Source organism: Methanosarcina mangrovi, assembly GCF_052057765.1.
GTDB lineage: Archaea > Halobacteriota > Methanosarcinia > Methanosarcinales > Methanosarcinaceae > Methanosarcina.
On sequence record NZ_CP195120.1, the window covers coordinates 4,715,240 to 4,729,441 of the forward strand.

The following is a 14,202-nucleotide window of genomic DNA, read 5'->3' on the forward strand; positions in this document are numbered from 1 at the left end:
TTCCTTTCTTTATCCTTTTTTATTTCTTCTTTGTTGAAAAAATCTTTATTTACGCCTGATTTTCGTCTTAAAGTTAATTATTTTCCCTATCAGGATCTAATTATCACATTCTTATTATTTTATGTGTGACATCTATGTATCTCTTCGGTGAGATCACTACGATTTGGTATAGTTTCACACTATAGTACTAAAATTCACACTCTCTCCCATAATTCTTCATTATTTTTCATATACATTATATAGAAAAGTTTATTAATAAAAACTAGGAAGCCAGTTTCCTCGGGTAATTCTTTTATTCGGTTCAAGATAATATTAAATTGATCTTGTAAAATTGTAGGTCTGTTCGCTATGCACAAGGAAGAACTAATACAACTGCACACATATATGGCTCAAATGAAGAGATATTTCGAGAGGCACGGTGTAACGCACGAGTTCGACGACTACAAGGCTTTATCGATAAGCCCCGTCCACATTCACAGGAGCAAGGCGGATCACAAGCGCGCAATTTTTATTTTGGGAGGCGAGCTTGCCACTCTCATGTCAAGGGATGATCCTATCTTTGAGGAAGCATCTACCCATATGAGAGATTCTCTGAATTCCGTCATAAAGCTTATCGGTAATAACTGATAGGGCCCCTTATTGTAGTAAAGAATTCGTTGTCCGAGAATACGGGTTCAAGGTATTTTTGTTTTGAGACCAAGAGGCGGTATGGATGCAGGTGCATTTTCATAACCATACCGTCTTCTCCATCTGAATAATACTTTTTCTCAGTCCAGCAGGGTATGAATCCTATTGACCTGTACAATTTTTGCGCTCCAGTATTACTGTTTCTTACTTCCAGTCTCGCGTATTTAAGCCCGTTTGCAACGAATATATCGCATATGGCATGAATCAGTTCCGTGCCTATTCCCATTCCCCGATATTCTTTTTTTACACCAACGGAAAAAATATGCCCTTCGTTTTCCGCGGAACGGTAGCCGACCACATACCCTACCACTTTTCCGTCCCGTTCCGCAACAAGGAAACCGTCTCCAACCATTTCGTAAAAATTCATATACACCAGGGAATTATGCTCCGAAAAAGCCTCTTCTTCAATTTCGACTATTTCCTGGAAGTCCTCAGGTGCGAAACGTCTTATCATAATATCTTATATATCCCTGCCATTTTATTACTTCTTCGAGGGGAGAACAACTCTCCCGAAGAAGCCTGTATGGCTTTCTGTTCTATATATTTTCTATTCAGGCACATCTTTTCCGGGGCATGTTCTGCGCTGTTGTGCACCTGTCCGGGCTGAAAATCAGGCTAAATAATCAGATCAGGCTAAATAATCAGCCTTAAAGTTTTCAGCCTCAAGGACACCAGGTTCAAAGTTTTTTAACATGCCGGACGTCTACTGCGACACCCCTGCCTGATTCTTTCATTTCCCTTCCGCTCATCATAGCCCTTCCCACACAGAGAGCTTTTTTCCCGAGAACTATTACCTCATCATTTGGTCGTATTTCGGGGCTTGCCTCAAGCACACCCGGGGCGAGAATGGAACCGCGTGGGACAAAGTCGTCAATCTTTACCACGCATTTCCCACTTTTTAGTACCAGTTCGGCTCCTTCAGGAGAGAGGGCAAGCATCCCGTACTGGGGGACTAAGGTTGCAAGCTGTTTTTTTCCGGTAAAGAGCTGGTATTTCGGGAAACGACCTTTAACCACAGGGTTTCCTGCTTCTTCCGAAAAGAGATATCCTGCGCCCTCTCCGAATTGGTAGTCTGCAACAGCCTTTACGAAATTCTTCTTCTCTTCTTCGGCATTCTGGCTTTTCCTGCTGAAATTCTCGGAGGTGCAGATAGCTTCAACAGTATTTTTCAGGTTCGAAAGAGACTCGTAAGACGTGAGACTTTCCCCTGTGGTATAAACTATGTCAATCCCCAGCTTTTCAGCTACCTTTTCACAGATTTCCCTGTACGCCCCTTCAACATGGGCAACTACTGCCTTATACCTGTGTTTTGAGAGATAGCTTTCAAGGCAACCGGAAACCCAGGCTTTTTCTTCTTCATCCCAGTGTCCCGTAACCGCAGTATCGTAATGGGCTGCCGGATAAGTAAGTTCGAGTTCTCTGGGCACGATCCCCAGGGGGGAGGTTATGATCACCTCATGCACAAACTTCCGGTATTTGCCAAGGGTAAGGATGAACTTCTGGTGGGACTGGGAAGTCGAATAGGGTTTTCTGGCTGCACAGGGCAGGAGCAGGAGGACATCAAGGTCAGGAGGTGCATAACGTTCCTGTATGCGGCGCGCAAACCTGACCACTTCGATCCTTGAAAGGGCTTCGGAAGTATCTGCAAGGAGCTGGTTTTGCCGGAAAGCGGGCACTTTTTCTTCAAGATAGGAATATTCAAAGTCTCCAAGACGCAGCAGGGCTGTAAGCCAGGGCCTGACCCTGCACTGTCCTTCCACATACTCCCGCAGGGTTCCTGCCCTTATTTTTTCCCTGACAAGGGCAAGTTCGGCATCAAGGGCGTCCCTGTTATGGGCTGAAAGAAGCCCTGCCCTATCAGCTTTAGGGAGAGCTCTAAGTTCTGCGGGCGCGGTGGCGGCACATACCCTGCACCTGCAGGGGAACTCTACAAGGGAGTCAAGATAGAAACTGCCTGCAGTTGTAAGGTAGATGTCAGAATAGGCTGCAATTTCTGCTCTTGTGTCGTCCATAACATCAATCCCGACATAGGCAAGCATTGCCGCATTTTCAGGAAGGGCCAGGTTGGGAGCATAGAGTGCAGTATCCGGAGGAATGCGGTTTTTCAGGTCAATTAAGGTTTCCAGAAACCTCCTGGCGTTATTTTCCAGAGTCCCTGCCCCTTCCATTATATAAAGGTCGCTCTTTTGGATCTCGCCTTCTGCTCTAAGGAGAGAACCTGTGGGCCCTTCAACTTCCGTGTTTTCATCGCTCGTTGCGGTAAATGTTTCTACTTTTCCGAGCGATTCGGCTGGAATGGCAGGCGGATAAGTCTGATGGGGAAGAATTATGAGAGTTCCTTTTCCGGTTTTTTCACGGATTTCCTTTATGCGTGCTTCGAGTTCTTTCCGGTCAGCAGTCCAGAGGCTGCCCGCATCAACAACAGGTCCCGGGTTTTCAAGGTCTCCGAGTGCTGCCGTATGCAGGGCACAGGGAGTGCGGATTTCGGGAGAGAGCAGGAGTTTTCCTATACGTGCTGCTCCATCTCTGTTTTCTATTTCAAAGTACTGTGTCATGTTTGTCCTCTTATGTCTATCAGGTTGTAAAGGTTTGCCCTGCACTTTTTTCTGAAAAGCCTGCAAGTTTTCTTCCGGTTTTTAAATAAACTTCAGGAGGAAGGAGGATGGTATATTCTTATATATTATTAATATTGATTATCTGCTGCAAACTAACTCTCATTTCTGCCCAGCCCGGACAGAACTTTCTATTTTTCACATCCGAATTCCAGATTTGAGGTCTATAATGGATATAACTGAAGAGCTTCGAAAAATCGTTGGCGGACGGCTCTCGGTCTCGCCTTCCGAACTTTATTGTTATTCTTCTGACGCATCCCAGGTCAAAGGGATGCCTGATTACGTAGTACGCCCTAAAAGCACTGACGAGGTCAGCAATATTGTCAGGCTTGCCTATGAAAATGCAATCCCTGTGACTGCAAGGGGCGCAGGCACCGGACTTGCCGGGGGGGCTGTCCCTGTTGGCGGAGGTATTGTGCTTGACATGTCGGGAATGAACCGGATTCTTGAAATCGATATCGACAATATCCAGGTAGTCGTGGAACCCGGGGTAATCCAGGATGCCCTTAATGACGCTTTAAAACCGTACGGCTTTTTCTTTCCCCCCAACCCTGGCAGTTCTGCAATGTGCACTATCGGGGGCATGATTGCTTATAATGCCAGCGGGATGCGCTGTGTCAAATACGGTACCACCAGAAACTATGTCCGCGACCTGGAAGTGGTGCTTGCGGACGGGACCGTCATCCACACAGGCTCGAAAATGTTGAAATCAGCTGCAGGCTACGACCTGACCCAGCTTATCATAGGCTCCGAAGGCACGCTCGGAATCGTCACCAGAGCCAGCCTGAAGATTGCCCCTCTCCCTAAGACCCGGAAACTTGTAATTGCTTCTTTTAGAAGTGCTGAGATTGCAGGGCAGGCAGTTGTCAAGACCTTCTCAAACGGGGTCATCCCCTCAGCCTGTGAGATCCTTGACCGGGTCTCCTTGCAGGTGCTTAAACGCTACGATCCGAAACTTGTGCTCCCCTCGGAGGGTGATGTAATCCTTTTCGAGGTCGACGGCACGGAAAACTCCGCTCATGAGGCTGCAGAGCAAATAATAGAGGTCTGCTCTCCCCTTGCCATCTCCATAAAGCTTGCGGAAAGCGAAAAGGAAATGGCAGATATCTGGGCAGCCAGAAAGCTTGTAGGAGCTGCTGTTTCCCGCCTTGACCCCACGAAAACCAGGATTTATGTGGGTGAGGATGTGGGAGTTCCTATAAAGAAAATCCCGGAACTCCTCAGGAAAGCACAGGAAATTTCCGAAAAATTCAACCTTCCTGCCATGAAATACGGGCACATCGGAGACGGAAACCTGCACCTTGCCCTTTTCATTGATGTCCTGAATAAGGACGAATGGGATCGCCTGAACCAGGCTGCCGATCTGGTCCACAGGACTGCAATCGAGCTTGGAGGCACGGTCAGTTCCGAACACGGCGTGGGCGCAGCCAGGGCTGAATACATGGAAGCCCAGTGGGGCCCCGCTCTTGAAGTAATGCGTGCGATCAAAAAAGCCCTTGACCCGAAGGGTATCCTGAACCCGGGCAAACTGGGGCTGTGAGAATTATGAAAAACGAAGGAAAAAAGGACGAAATAAAAAAAGAAACCGTGAGGGCAGAGGAATTGAATGGAAAAGAAACGGGCGAGAAAAAAAGCAAAGAATCATCCTTTGAAGTTGACCGCCGTTCGGTTTATAAGTGCGTGCAGTGCGGAACCTGCCGCTCAGTCTGCCCGGTCTTTGATGTGGTCGGCTGGGAGTCTGCCAATACACGCGGAAGAATGCTTATCATTAAAAGCCTGCTTGAAGGAAGGCCGCCGTCCGAAGATGTCCTCTCAAGCCTTGCTTCCTGCACGACCTGCGGGATCTGCGCTGCCAAATGCCCTGCCGGAGCAAACCCTCCTGAAGTGGTGGAAACTGCTCGCGCCCAGCTGGTAAAATGCGGGGTGACAACCGAAGCCCAGGAAAAACTGAAAGCTGCAGTTATGACCAGCGGCAACTCCTTCGGGGAAACAAGAAGCCGATTGCACTGGCTTTCCGATTCGGAACGTGAAAAACTCCCGGAAAAGTCCGACTATGTCTACTTTGTGGGTTGTTTTGATTCCTATCGCTACCCGGAATTTGCAAAAAAGACCTTCGAGGTTTTGCAGCGCTTTGGGGTAACCCTCCTGCCGGATGAACAGTGCTGCGCTTCTCCCCTCCTCCGTACGGGTTTCCGGGAAGATGCGGAAAAGATTATGGAGCGCAACCTTGAACAGATCCAGAAAGTGGGAGCTCACACCGTCATCACGGGCTGTGCAGGCTGTTACACCACTCTCAAGAACAACTACCCCGAAGAGCTCAGGGTTATCAGCCTCCCCGAATTCCTTGCGGAACATCTTGAGGAATTAAGCCTCAAGCGCCTTAACCTCACGGTTACCTATCACGACCCCTGTCACCTGGGCAGGCACAATAAGATCTACGACGCCCCTAGAAAAGTTATTCAGGCTATCTGCACCCTCAAGGAGATGAAAAACATCAAAGAAAACTCCCGCTGCTGCGGCGGTGGGGGTGGAGTCCGGATAGGCTATCCCGACATCTCCCTTGAGCTTGCCAGAAACAGGCTCGAAGACGTTCCCGAAGGCGTAGATTACATCGTAACTTCCTGTCCTCTCTGCGTGAGGAACCTCCGGGATGCAGGCGGAGATATCGAAATAATCGATATTGTAGAACTCGTGGCAATGGCAATGGAATAAGTTTAGGTATCCATTGTTTAGCTACTTTGAGCTTAGCTATGGTTTAACTGTTGTTTGTTTTTTAGCTGACATTCACTGCAGGCCGGTCTTATCCGGCTTGACCATTCCTGGTCAGGTTAATCTTGTCAGGTTAACTATTTTTCGATTTTAGAATAATTTTATTTTCTGGACAAGCAAAACGACAGGCAGTTCTTTTCTTTTAACAGCATATTTTTATTCCTGAAAAACGACTCATGTTAATGAAGCCTCAGCTGGATATAAGCCTGAAGATGGGTCGGGAGGATAGGGTCTATGAGTTGTAAACCGATAACATTTCATAATGTTCCGCCTGATACGTTCAAATGCATGAAGAAAAAACTTCAAGAAGCGGGAATCCAAGTCCCTCCGAGAAACAGAGGGGAACTCTCGGGATCGGGGGTTGTAGCAGATTTCGAATGGGACGGACAGTCCAATCTTACGATTACAATCACGGAAAAACCATTTATTGTCAGCTGTGATACTGCAGCCCGGATGCTGAAGAAATTCGTGAAAGAGTGCCACGGTTCCTGAAAGCTCCGGATAAATTTTCTTCTGGCAGGAGGAAAAAGGACAGGAGGAGAGAAGGAAATGGGTGAGAGGAAACTGGATACTGAAGGCTGCCAGGGAATCAAATTTAGGAACGTAACTCCAGACGTTTTTTCCTGCATGAAGAAAAAACTCCATGCTTACGGGATTGAAGCTTCACCTGGAGACTCCGGAACGCTTGAAGGCAACGGCATAGTTGCTCATTTTAGCTGGGATGGGGAGGCAAACCTGTTAATTGAGATCAAGGAGAGGCCCTTAAATACTTACTGCGGGCAAGTATGTGGAAAACTGAGGGCTTTTATGCGCGACTGCCAGGGGTTTTGAGGCGATAAAGGAAAGTGTATTTTCCTGTCATTATCCCGCTCTGGACAAAAATGGAAAGTCTGCTGAGCCTTTGTTTATTAAGCTTTGATTGAATTTATCCATAATGAATTTTATACAGTTAATACTTTTCTCACTTTTCTCTAAAAATATTTAACGACATTTCTCACTAAATATTTTGTATTTTTTTGTAATTTTTTTCCTGCAAAAAAGAGTTTATGAGCTGTTTTTATGTGTTTTTACGTCTTCCAATTGTCAAATTTTTTTTATATTATTGAGTGTTATCTATTTTGATTATTTTAGGCTGTTCTGGAGAATGAAGTTCATTGCTCTTGCTATGATTCAGAGTTTTTCACAGATAATGTTCCCGCATTGCTGTTTGCAGCCAACAGTCAATTCTTTCAAAAATCATAGGAGGAAAAAAATGGGATGTAATCCGGTAACGTTTCATAACGTTACGTCAAACGTATTCGATTGCATGAAAAAGAAACTTGAAGCTGCTGGCCTTCACGTGCCTTCAGGGAATAAAGGAAAGATTTCAGGGCACGGAGTTGTAGTCGATTTTGACTGGGACGGCACAGAAAAACTTACTATCACGGTTAAGGACAAGCCTTTTTTCGTCAGCTGCGGTACTGCAACAGGAAAGATTCATGACTTTGTGCACCAGTGCGGGGCTTGATAGAAAGGATTAAGAAAAGCTTGTAGCTGGTTCTAACCACCAGTAGAAATTACAGATTTGTAAAGAAGTGTTGGCAGTGTCGCGGATTTACTGTAAATTTTAAGTCAATTTTTTGTGTACTGTGTGTAATTTTGTTCTTCCGGTATGGAATTTTCTACCTTGTAACTTCTTGAGAGTCGTGATTTTACAGAAAATTAGGCATACTGCCGAAGTGTTTTAATTTTAACGTTTTTCTCGGGTTCTAATTCAAATCCGGGATACAGAATTCTTTTTCGTATCCCGGAGAATATTTAATAAGTTTATTCTTTTCTCCTTATCAAACACTTATGGGCGTTTCCCACAAGGTCCAGCCTTCCTGCCTTTTCCAGGGCTTCATATACGAGTTCGTAGTTTACAGGGCTCCTGTAGTGCATAAGGGCTCTCTGCATGGCTTTTTCTTTTTTATCCCTTGCAACGTACACTTTTTTGCCTGTGAACGGGTCAAGCCCTGTGTAATACATGCAGGTCGATACTGTCATGGGGGTTGGGGTAAAGTCCTGTACCTGTTCGGTGTAGCCTCCCCGGTCCCGCATATATTCTGCCATTTCGATCATATCTTCAAGGGTGCAGCCCGGGTGTCCTGACATCAGATAGTTTACGATATACTGTTCCTTGCCGCATTTTTTGTTAAAGGCAGTAAACTTTTCGACAAACCTCTTGTATACTTCCTTTCCTGGTTTGGACATTGCATCGGTTACTCGCTTTGAGAAGTGTTCAGGGGCGATCCGCAGCTGTCCGCTTATGTGGTGGGCGCAGAGTTCTTCAAGGTATTCCTCATCCTCAAGGGCAAGGTCGTAGCGCACTCCGTAGCCCGTAAAGACCTGCCTGATCCCGGGAAGCTCTCGCAGGCGCTGCATCAATTCGAGCAGTTTTTTATGGCTGGTATCGAGAGCCGGGCAGACCCGCGGATAGAGGCAGGCTTTATCCAGGCAGACTCCCTTCTTTTCCCAGGATCTGCACCCCATGCCGTACATATTGGCAGTGGGACCCCCTACCCCGTTGATTATGCCTTTGAAGTCCGGCTTTTCCGTAAGCTTCTTTGCTTCCCGCAGGACGGACTCGATGCTGCGGCTTGCGATCATACGCCCCTGGTGCTGGGTGATAGCGCAAAAAGAACAGCCTCCGAAACATCCCCTGTGCGTTGTCAGGGAGAACTTTACCATCTCAAGGGCAGGGATGGGTTCGGTGTAGGAAGGGTGGGCTTCACCCGTATAAGGCAGCTCATAGACATGGTCAAGTTCCGCTTCTGTCAGGGGACGCATGGGTCTGTTCTGCACAATGATGGTTTTCGGGTGAGGCTGGACAATACCTTTTCCGGTGACAGGGTTCTGTTCCAGGAAGTATGTGCGGAAAGCTTTCGCAAAGACCGCTTTATCTTGAGAAACTTCGGAAAAAGAAGGAATTTCGATATATTCCTTGAAAAATCTGGCTGCTTCCGGGGCTGTATCCCGAGCTAAAACTTCAGTCGTCCTTTTGCCCTTTTCTTTGAGTTCTTTCCAGGCTCTGACTTCCATCTTCCAGACCGTGCCTGGTATATCTCTGATCTCCCGTATGTTCTCTTCGACCTGAAGCCGCTTTGCAATTTCTACGATCTGGAGTTCGCCCATGCCGTAGACAACGAGGTCTGCGGGGGCGTCGGCCAGAATTGCCTGCCTTACTTTATCCGAAAGATAATCGTAATGAGCAAAGCGCCTGAGGGAAGCTTCAATTCCTCCGAGCACTATCGGCACATCGGGGAAAGCTTCTTTTATCCTGTTCGAATAAATAATCACGGCACGGTTCGGGCGAAGCCCTGTTTTGCCTCCAGGGGAATATGCGTCCTTATCTCTTGGCTTAAGGCCCGGAGTCAGGTTGCTGACCATCGAATCGGTGTTTCCTGCGCTTACGGAAAAAAAGAGTCTGGGCTTCCCAAGCTTCTTGAAATCCTCAGGATTATCCCATCTTGGCTGGGCAATTATTCCCACTTTGAAGCCGGCATCCTCAAGAACCCTTCCTATTATTGCAGTCCCGAAACTGGAATGGTCCACATAGGCATCTCCGGTAACCAGGATGATGTCAAGTTCTTTCCAGCCGCGAGCCTTTACTTCTTCAGGGCTCATCGGGAGAAATTTTGATACGGGGAGAGATGAAGAAAAGCTTTTTTTCTGCTTTTTTCCCTTCTTTCCGGGTTTAGTTTCAGGCCTTGATTCTACTTTTTTTCCTTTTCCTGCTGAGGGTTTTGAAGCTGTCCTTTCAGGTTTTATTGAGGCGTTGATTCCGGATTTTTCTTCTGACCTTCCTTCTGATTTTCGTCCCAATTTGTCTTTTTTCCCTGTTTCTACTTTTTTTGGGACAAAGAAACCATTTTTCCTGCCAGTCCTTTCCATACCCGGTTTTTCATCCTTTTCTTTATCTTTTTTTTCCTCTTTTTTTTCCCTGGTAAATTTTCTATTTCCTGTCGGGACTGCTGTATCTTTTACCATAATCTGCTTCCGGACTTCCAGTCTTTTAAACTCTTTTCTTATTTGCTGCCTTCAGACTCCCATCATCATCTTTAGCATTGTATAAGAAGCCATGACCTGTTTGTTCCCATCCCTGTCATTAGGGGCTCCATGTCCTGAGTACAGGGTTTTTACATCGAGTTTTGTGAGTTTTTCTACGGAACCGAGCATTTTTTCAGGCTCTGAGCCTTCAAAGTCCATTCTTCCGAAACCTCCGCCTGGAAAGACAGTGTCTCCTGAAAAGAGGCTTTTTGAAACCGGTTCATAGAGGCAGATGCTTCCTTTTGAATGGCCAGGAGTGTGAATGACTTCGAGAAATTCTCCGTTTCCGATGGGAATTTTGTCCCCTTCCTCGTAGATGACTGTTGGCCTGACAGCCGGGGCGCGGTCTCCGAAGAGCACGGAAACGCTGAGATACTCGTCGTTTACACCTTCAAGGTCTGCCCTGTGGATTCCAACTTTTGCTCCGCTCTTCTTCGCAATTGCTGCAGCTGCGGCAGTGTGGTCATAGTGGCAGTGGGTCAGGACGATTAATTCAAGGTCATTAAGCTTGATAGATTTTTCAAGTTCCCTGATTATCAGGTCGCTACTCATTCCCGCATCGATCAGGACTTTTCCGTTCACAAGGTAAACACTGGAATCGTAGGCTGTGGGGCAGATGTACCGGACTTCCATATTTCTTCCTCTTTCTGTTTTCACTTTTCCTTCTTCTTTCCTTTTCCTATCTCTATTCTCTTCCCTTTCTCTTTCTCTTCCTCTTCTCTTTCTTTTTTCCTCTCTCTTTCCTCTTCTCCTTCTCTTTCTTTTTTCCTCTCTCTTTCCTCTTCTCCTTCTCTTTCTTTTTTCCTCTCTCTTTCCTCTTCTCCTTCTCTTTCTTTTTTCCTCTCTCTTTCCTCTTCTCCTTCTTCTTTCCATTCTCTGTTTTCTCTGTTTTCTCCAAACTATCTTAAAACCTTACATATTGAATTTAAACCTTAGATGCCGAAAACCCTGCGTGCGTTTTCAGTGACGATTTTCGCAATTTCTGCAGGTTCCATTTTCTTAAGTTGCGCTACAACCGGGATTGAATCCGCTATATATGCAGGCTCGTTTCTGCCTTTGCGGGGGGAGAGGAAAGGACTATCGGTTTCCAGAAGCAGGTTCTCAGGGGGCACTTCAGCTGCAAGAGCCTGGTGATGTTCGGAAAAACAGACAAGGGTGGCCAGGGAAATGAAGTAGCCTGCGTCCACGATTTCCTGCATGGTCTCAGGGGAACCGCTATAGCAATGATAGATTACGGTGTCAACGCTTCTGACAAGTTTCAGGACCTCAGCTTCGGCCATCCGGGCATGCACCACAAGAGGTTTGTCCATGTTTTTTGCAAGTTCGATCACTTTTTTGAACGAAGCTATCTGACGTTCTCGTTCTTCATTTGTTTTGCAGTCCTGAAAGTCAAGACCGGCTTCTCCGATCGCCACCGCTTTTCCGGCATTGGCTTCTATCTGGGCAAGGATTGAGTTGATGGCGTCATCAGTTCCCTCTCTCCCGATGTCGGGGCTCAGGCCCAGAGCGGCGTGGATGTCCTCATGCTTTTCCGCAAGTTCAAGGCTTATGCGGTTGCCTTTCAGGGAAATTCCGGAGTTGACCATTCCGACAACCCCTGCTTTCCGGGCGCGGAGGATAGCCTCTTCCCGATCGGGGTTGAATTTGGGAAAATCAAGGTGACAATGAGAATCAATTATCGGATAAGGCATGGGTTTGTATTCCATTTCATTTTATTTTACTTTATACGTGCTTGAGGAATACAAACCCGAAAATTAACAGGTATCTGCCTTATCCGATTTCAGGCTTCAATTGCTGGTCCCGGTATTATTTTCCGGAGCTTCAGCCCTTTTCTTGCCTTTTAGATTTTTTCTTTCTTATACAGCAGGTTCATAGCATTTACAAGGGCTTCTACGGAAGCCATGACTATGTCCGGGTTTGCGGAACGTGCTGTTACAATTCTGCCCTTTTCGTTTTCGAGACCTATGTACACATCGGCAAGAGCATCAGCTCCTCCCGTGATAGCATCGATCCTGAATTCCTGGAGCCTGAAATGGTTGCTCTCGCCCAGGATATCCCTTACAGCTTTAAGGGCAGCATCCACAGGACCTACTCCGGTTTTTGCTGCAATTATTTCTTTGCCGTCAATATCTGCCTTGACCACAGCCGTAGGTGTGAGGATGTTTCCTGTCATGACGGATACTTCTTTGAGTTTAATCAGTTCTTCTTCAGAACTTGCTTTTCCGAGCACTGCAGAGGCGACTGCATAGAGATCGGCGTCCGTTATCTGTTTACCTTTGTTTGCGATTTCTTTGATCCTGAGCACAATCTCATCGAGTTGCTTTTCACTGGTTTTTACGCCAGCAGACTCAAGGGACTGTTTGACTGCATGTTTGCCTGTGTGCTTTCCAAGGACAATGCGCCGTCTGTGCCCGACCATTTCCGGGGTCATAATACCTGGTTCGAAAGTATCGGATTTTTCAAGCACCCCCTGACTGTGGATTCCCGACTCGTGGGAAAAGGCGTTTTGCCCGACCACAGGCGTGTTTGGTGGAAGCCTGATTCCAGTGTAGTTTTCGATCATTTTTGAGGTTTCTACAAGGTATTCTGTCCGGATATTGGTTTTTGCACCGTAGATCGATGTCAGGCTCATCACTGTCTGGGCAAGGTCAGCATTTCCTGCTCTTTCTCCTATGCCGTTAATAGTGACCTGTACCTGAGACGCTCCGGCTTCAACAGCCATAAGGCTGTTTGCTACTGCAAGTCCGAAATCATTGTGGCAGTGTACGTCTATCGGAATCGTTATTTCAGCTGCAACGTCTTTTATCTGTCTGTACATTGCAGATGGAACCATGACGCCGACAGTGTCCGGCACGTTAATGATATCGCATCCTGCCTCCTGGACCGCCTTGAAAACCTCTATGAGGTATGCAGGGTCGGTTCTGGTGGCATCCATTGCAGAAAACATACACTTCAGCCCGTGATCTTTGATGTACTGGACCGCTTCCACAGCCAGTTGAATGACTTCTTCCTGGCTTTTTTTGATTGTATAGATCCGCTGTACATCCGAGGTCGGAACGAAAGTGTGCACGAGGCCAACATCGCTTTCAAAACAGGCATCGATATCTTTTTTCAGCACACGAGCAAGCCCACAGACTGTGGTGTCAAGCCCGGCATTAGAAATCGATTTTACGGATTCTTTATCTCCTTCTGAAGATATGGGAAATCCGGCTTCTATTATGTCTACCCCGAGTTTGTCGAGTTGACGAGCAATCTCCAGCTTCTGGGAAGAAGTCAGGGATACTCCGGGGGTCTGTTCTCCGTCACGCAGTGTTGTGTCAAAAACAGTTACTTTTTTATTCTGCATGGGTTCGATGTAAAAATCGATCCCTTCTTTCAGTGTGTACATCCATAGTAATCACCTACATGGATGTACACTTCTGGTATATAAACATCATGCATATTTTTAAATGTTCAGCTGAAATTTTGTTTTTTCAAGTTTCCAACAGAAAATTATTTATAGTAGATGTGCCATTTTAGGATTGCTTCTCGGGCGTTACAAGACATCCCGAAGGTGAAAAACGGAAATTGAAAAACAGAGTTCGAAAAACGGAACAGGTACTTAAAAACGAAACTTGAAAAACGGAATAAAAAGTGCCTGAGCGGTTTGTTTTTTACAACAGTCGCCAATAAAAACGGACAAAGGTAAGGATTCAAAAGGTCAACTCTTTTGAAATCTTTCAACTATTCACTTTCCATCTTTCAAATTTGTTCAACCTTCCTTGAAGGATAACGCTTATATACGAGGAATTCCTTGTATGTATCCCCTCACAAGGCGCAAATGCGTGGGTGAACAATAAGAAGGTTTATATACAAGAAATGCCTTCTATCTGTCCCTCACACAAAGTAATTGTGTGGGTTGAATTACAAACTCTCTTTCATCTTTTAATGGAGCCAGGAGTTATTTCCTGTCTGACGAGGATTTGTCGGTTCGGTTAATTCTGGGTGATTGATGTTTTCTACAATATCTATCGCGAAATGAACTAACTGAATTGATAGTTGTTAGTGCAAGTTTCTGCGACCAAGA

General features: G+C 46.2%; 13 protein-coding genes. 6 read left to right on the forward strand and 7 right to left on the reverse strand.

Annotated features, from left to right (window positions below):
- Window positions 1-348 precede the first annotated feature (348 nt).
- Window positions 349-627 (forward strand): UPF0058 family protein, encoded by a 279-nt coding sequence (locus ACSAZL_RS20730; RefSeq protein WP_011024502.1) that lies wholly within the window; start codon window positions 349-351, stop codon window positions 625-627.
- Here the strand turns inward: ACSAZL_RS20730 and rimI are convergent.
- Together rimI and arcS are read right to left on the reverse strand one after the other, a co-directional pair.
- Window positions 611-1,141 (reverse strand): ribosomal protein S18-alanine N-acetyltransferase, encoded by a 531-nt coding sequence (rimI, locus tag ACSAZL_RS20735; RefSeq protein ID WP_440946446.1) that lies wholly within the window; start codon window positions 1,139-1,141, stop codon window positions 611-613. The two genes, ACSAZL_RS20730 and rimI, sit on opposite strands and share 17 nt — an antisense overlap.
- 223 nt (window positions 1,142-1,364) lie before the next feature.
- Window positions 1,365-3,242: an archaeosine synthase subunit alpha gene (arcS, locus tag ACSAZL_RS20740; protein ID WP_440946447.1), complete on the reverse strand. Its 1,878-nt coding sequence runs from the start codon at window positions 3,240-3,242 to the stop codon at window positions 1,365-1,367.
- A gap of 226 nt (window positions 3,243-3,468) precedes the next feature.
- Between arcS and ACSAZL_RS20745 the strand changes: the two genes are divergently transcribed.
- The 5 genes from ACSAZL_RS20745 to ACSAZL_RS20765 all read left to right on the forward strand — a co-directional run bounded on the left by ACSAZL_RS20745 (window position 3,469) and on the right by ACSAZL_RS20765 (window position 7,575).
- Window positions 3,469-4,839, forward strand: a complete 1,371-nt coding sequence (locus tag ACSAZL_RS20745) for an FAD-binding oxidoreductase (protein WP_440946448.1) — start codon at window positions 3,469-3,471, stop codon at window positions 4,837-4,839.
- A gap of 5 nt (window positions 4,840-4,844) precedes the next feature.
- The gene (locus tag ACSAZL_RS20750; protein ID WP_440946449.1) at window positions 4,845-6,011 is read left to right on the forward strand and encodes a (Fe-S)-binding protein; all 1,167 of its coding nucleotides are present in this window, start codon (window positions 4,845-4,847) and stop codon (window positions 6,009-6,011) included.
- A gap of 291 nt (window positions 6,012-6,302) precedes the next feature.
- On the forward strand, window positions 6,303-6,560 hold the full coding sequence (locus ACSAZL_RS20755) for a hypothetical protein (protein ID WP_440946450.1): 258 nt from the start codon (window positions 6,303-6,305) through the stop codon (window positions 6,558-6,560).
- Between the two features lie 57 nt (window positions 6,561-6,617).
- Window positions 6,618-6,899 (forward strand): hypothetical protein, encoded by a 282-nt coding sequence (locus ACSAZL_RS20760; protein WP_440946451.1) that lies wholly within the window; start codon window positions 6,618-6,620, stop codon window positions 6,897-6,899.
- A 421-nt stretch (window positions 6,900-7,320) separates the two neighbouring features.
- On the forward strand, window positions 7,321-7,575 hold the full coding sequence (locus ACSAZL_RS20765; RefSeq protein ID WP_440946452.1) for a hypothetical protein: 255 nt from the start codon (window positions 7,321-7,323) through the stop codon (window positions 7,573-7,575).
- 299 nt (window positions 7,576-7,874) lie between these two features.
- Here ACSAZL_RS20765 and ACSAZL_RS20770 read toward each other — a convergent pair whose 3' ends face one another.
- The 5 genes from ACSAZL_RS20770 to ACSAZL_RS20790 all read right to left on the reverse strand — a co-directional run bounded on the left by ACSAZL_RS20770 (window position 7,875) and on the right by ACSAZL_RS20790 (window position 13,524).
- Window positions 7,875-9,713, reverse strand: a complete 1,839-nt coding sequence (locus ACSAZL_RS20770; RefSeq protein ID WP_440948923.1) for a YgiQ family radical SAM protein — start codon at window positions 9,711-9,713, stop codon at window positions 7,875-7,877.
- Between the two features lie 414 nt (window positions 9,714-10,127).
- On the reverse strand, window positions 10,128-10,769 hold the full coding sequence (locus ACSAZL_RS20775; protein ID WP_440948924.1) for an MBL fold metallo-hydrolase: 642 nt from the start codon (window positions 10,767-10,769) through the stop codon (window positions 10,128-10,130).
- Between the two features lie 52 nt (window positions 10,770-10,821).
- On the reverse strand, window positions 10,822-11,034 hold the full coding sequence (locus ACSAZL_RS20780) for a hypothetical protein (protein WP_440946453.1): 213 nt from the start codon (window positions 11,032-11,034) through the stop codon (window positions 10,822-10,824).
- A 34-nt stretch (window positions 11,035-11,068) separates the two neighbouring features.
- The gene (locus tag ACSAZL_RS20785) at window positions 11,069-11,842 is read right to left on the reverse strand and encodes a TatD family hydrolase (RefSeq protein WP_440946454.1); all 774 of its coding nucleotides are present in this window, start codon (window positions 11,840-11,842) and stop codon (window positions 11,069-11,071) included.
- A 134-nt stretch (window positions 11,843-11,976) separates the two neighbouring features.
- The gene (locus ACSAZL_RS20790) at window positions 11,977-13,524 is read right to left on the reverse strand and encodes a 2-isopropylmalate synthase (protein WP_440946455.1); all 1,548 of its coding nucleotides are present in this window, start codon (window positions 13,522-13,524) and stop codon (window positions 11,977-11,979) included.
- Window positions 13,525-14,202: the final 678 nt, after the last annotated feature.

Bases quoted from the DNA above. Each gene is read 5' to 3' on its own strand.
- ACSAZL_RS20730 (WP_011024502.1), top strand. From the start codon at position 349: ATGCACAAGGAAGAACTAATACAACTGCACACATATATGGCTCAAATG.
- rimI (WP_440946446.1), bottom strand. From the start codon at position 1,141: ATGATAAGACGTTTCGCACCTGAGGACTTCCAGGAAATAGTCGAAATT.
- arcS (WP_440946447.1), bottom strand. From the start codon at position 3,242: ATGACACAGTACTTTGAAATAGAAAACAGAGATGGAGCAGCACGTATA.
- ACSAZL_RS20745 (WP_440946448.1), top strand. From the start codon at position 3,469: ATGGATATAACTGAAGAGCTTCGAAAAATCGTTGGCGGACGGCTCTCG.
- ACSAZL_RS20750 (WP_440946449.1), top strand. From the start codon at position 4,845: ATGAAAAACGAAGGAAAAAAGGACGAAATAAAAAAAGAAACCGTGAGG.
- ACSAZL_RS20755 (WP_440946450.1), top strand. From the start codon at position 6,303: ATGAGTTGTAAACCGATAACATTTCATAATGTTCCGCCTGATACGTTC.
- ACSAZL_RS20760 (WP_440946451.1), top strand. From the start codon at position 6,618: ATGGGTGAGAGGAAACTGGATACTGAAGGCTGCCAGGGAATCAAATTT.
- ACSAZL_RS20765 (WP_440946452.1), top strand. From the start codon at position 7,321: ATGGGATGTAATCCGGTAACGTTTCATAACGTTACGTCAAACGTATTC.
- ACSAZL_RS20770 (WP_440948923.1), bottom strand. From the start codon at position 9,713: ATGAGCCCTGAAGAAGTAAAGGCTCGCGGCTGGAAAGAACTTGACATC.
- ACSAZL_RS20775 (WP_440948924.1), bottom strand. From the start codon at position 10,769: ATGGAAGTCCGGTACATCTGCCCCACAGCCTACGATTCCAGTGTTTAC.
- ACSAZL_RS20785 (WP_440946454.1), bottom strand. From the start codon at position 11,842: ATGGAATACAAACCCATGCCTTATCCGATAATTGATTCTCATTGTCAC.
- ACSAZL_RS20790 (WP_440946455.1), bottom strand. From the start codon at position 13,524: ATGTACACACTGAAAGAAGGGATCGATTTTTACATCGAACCCATGCAG.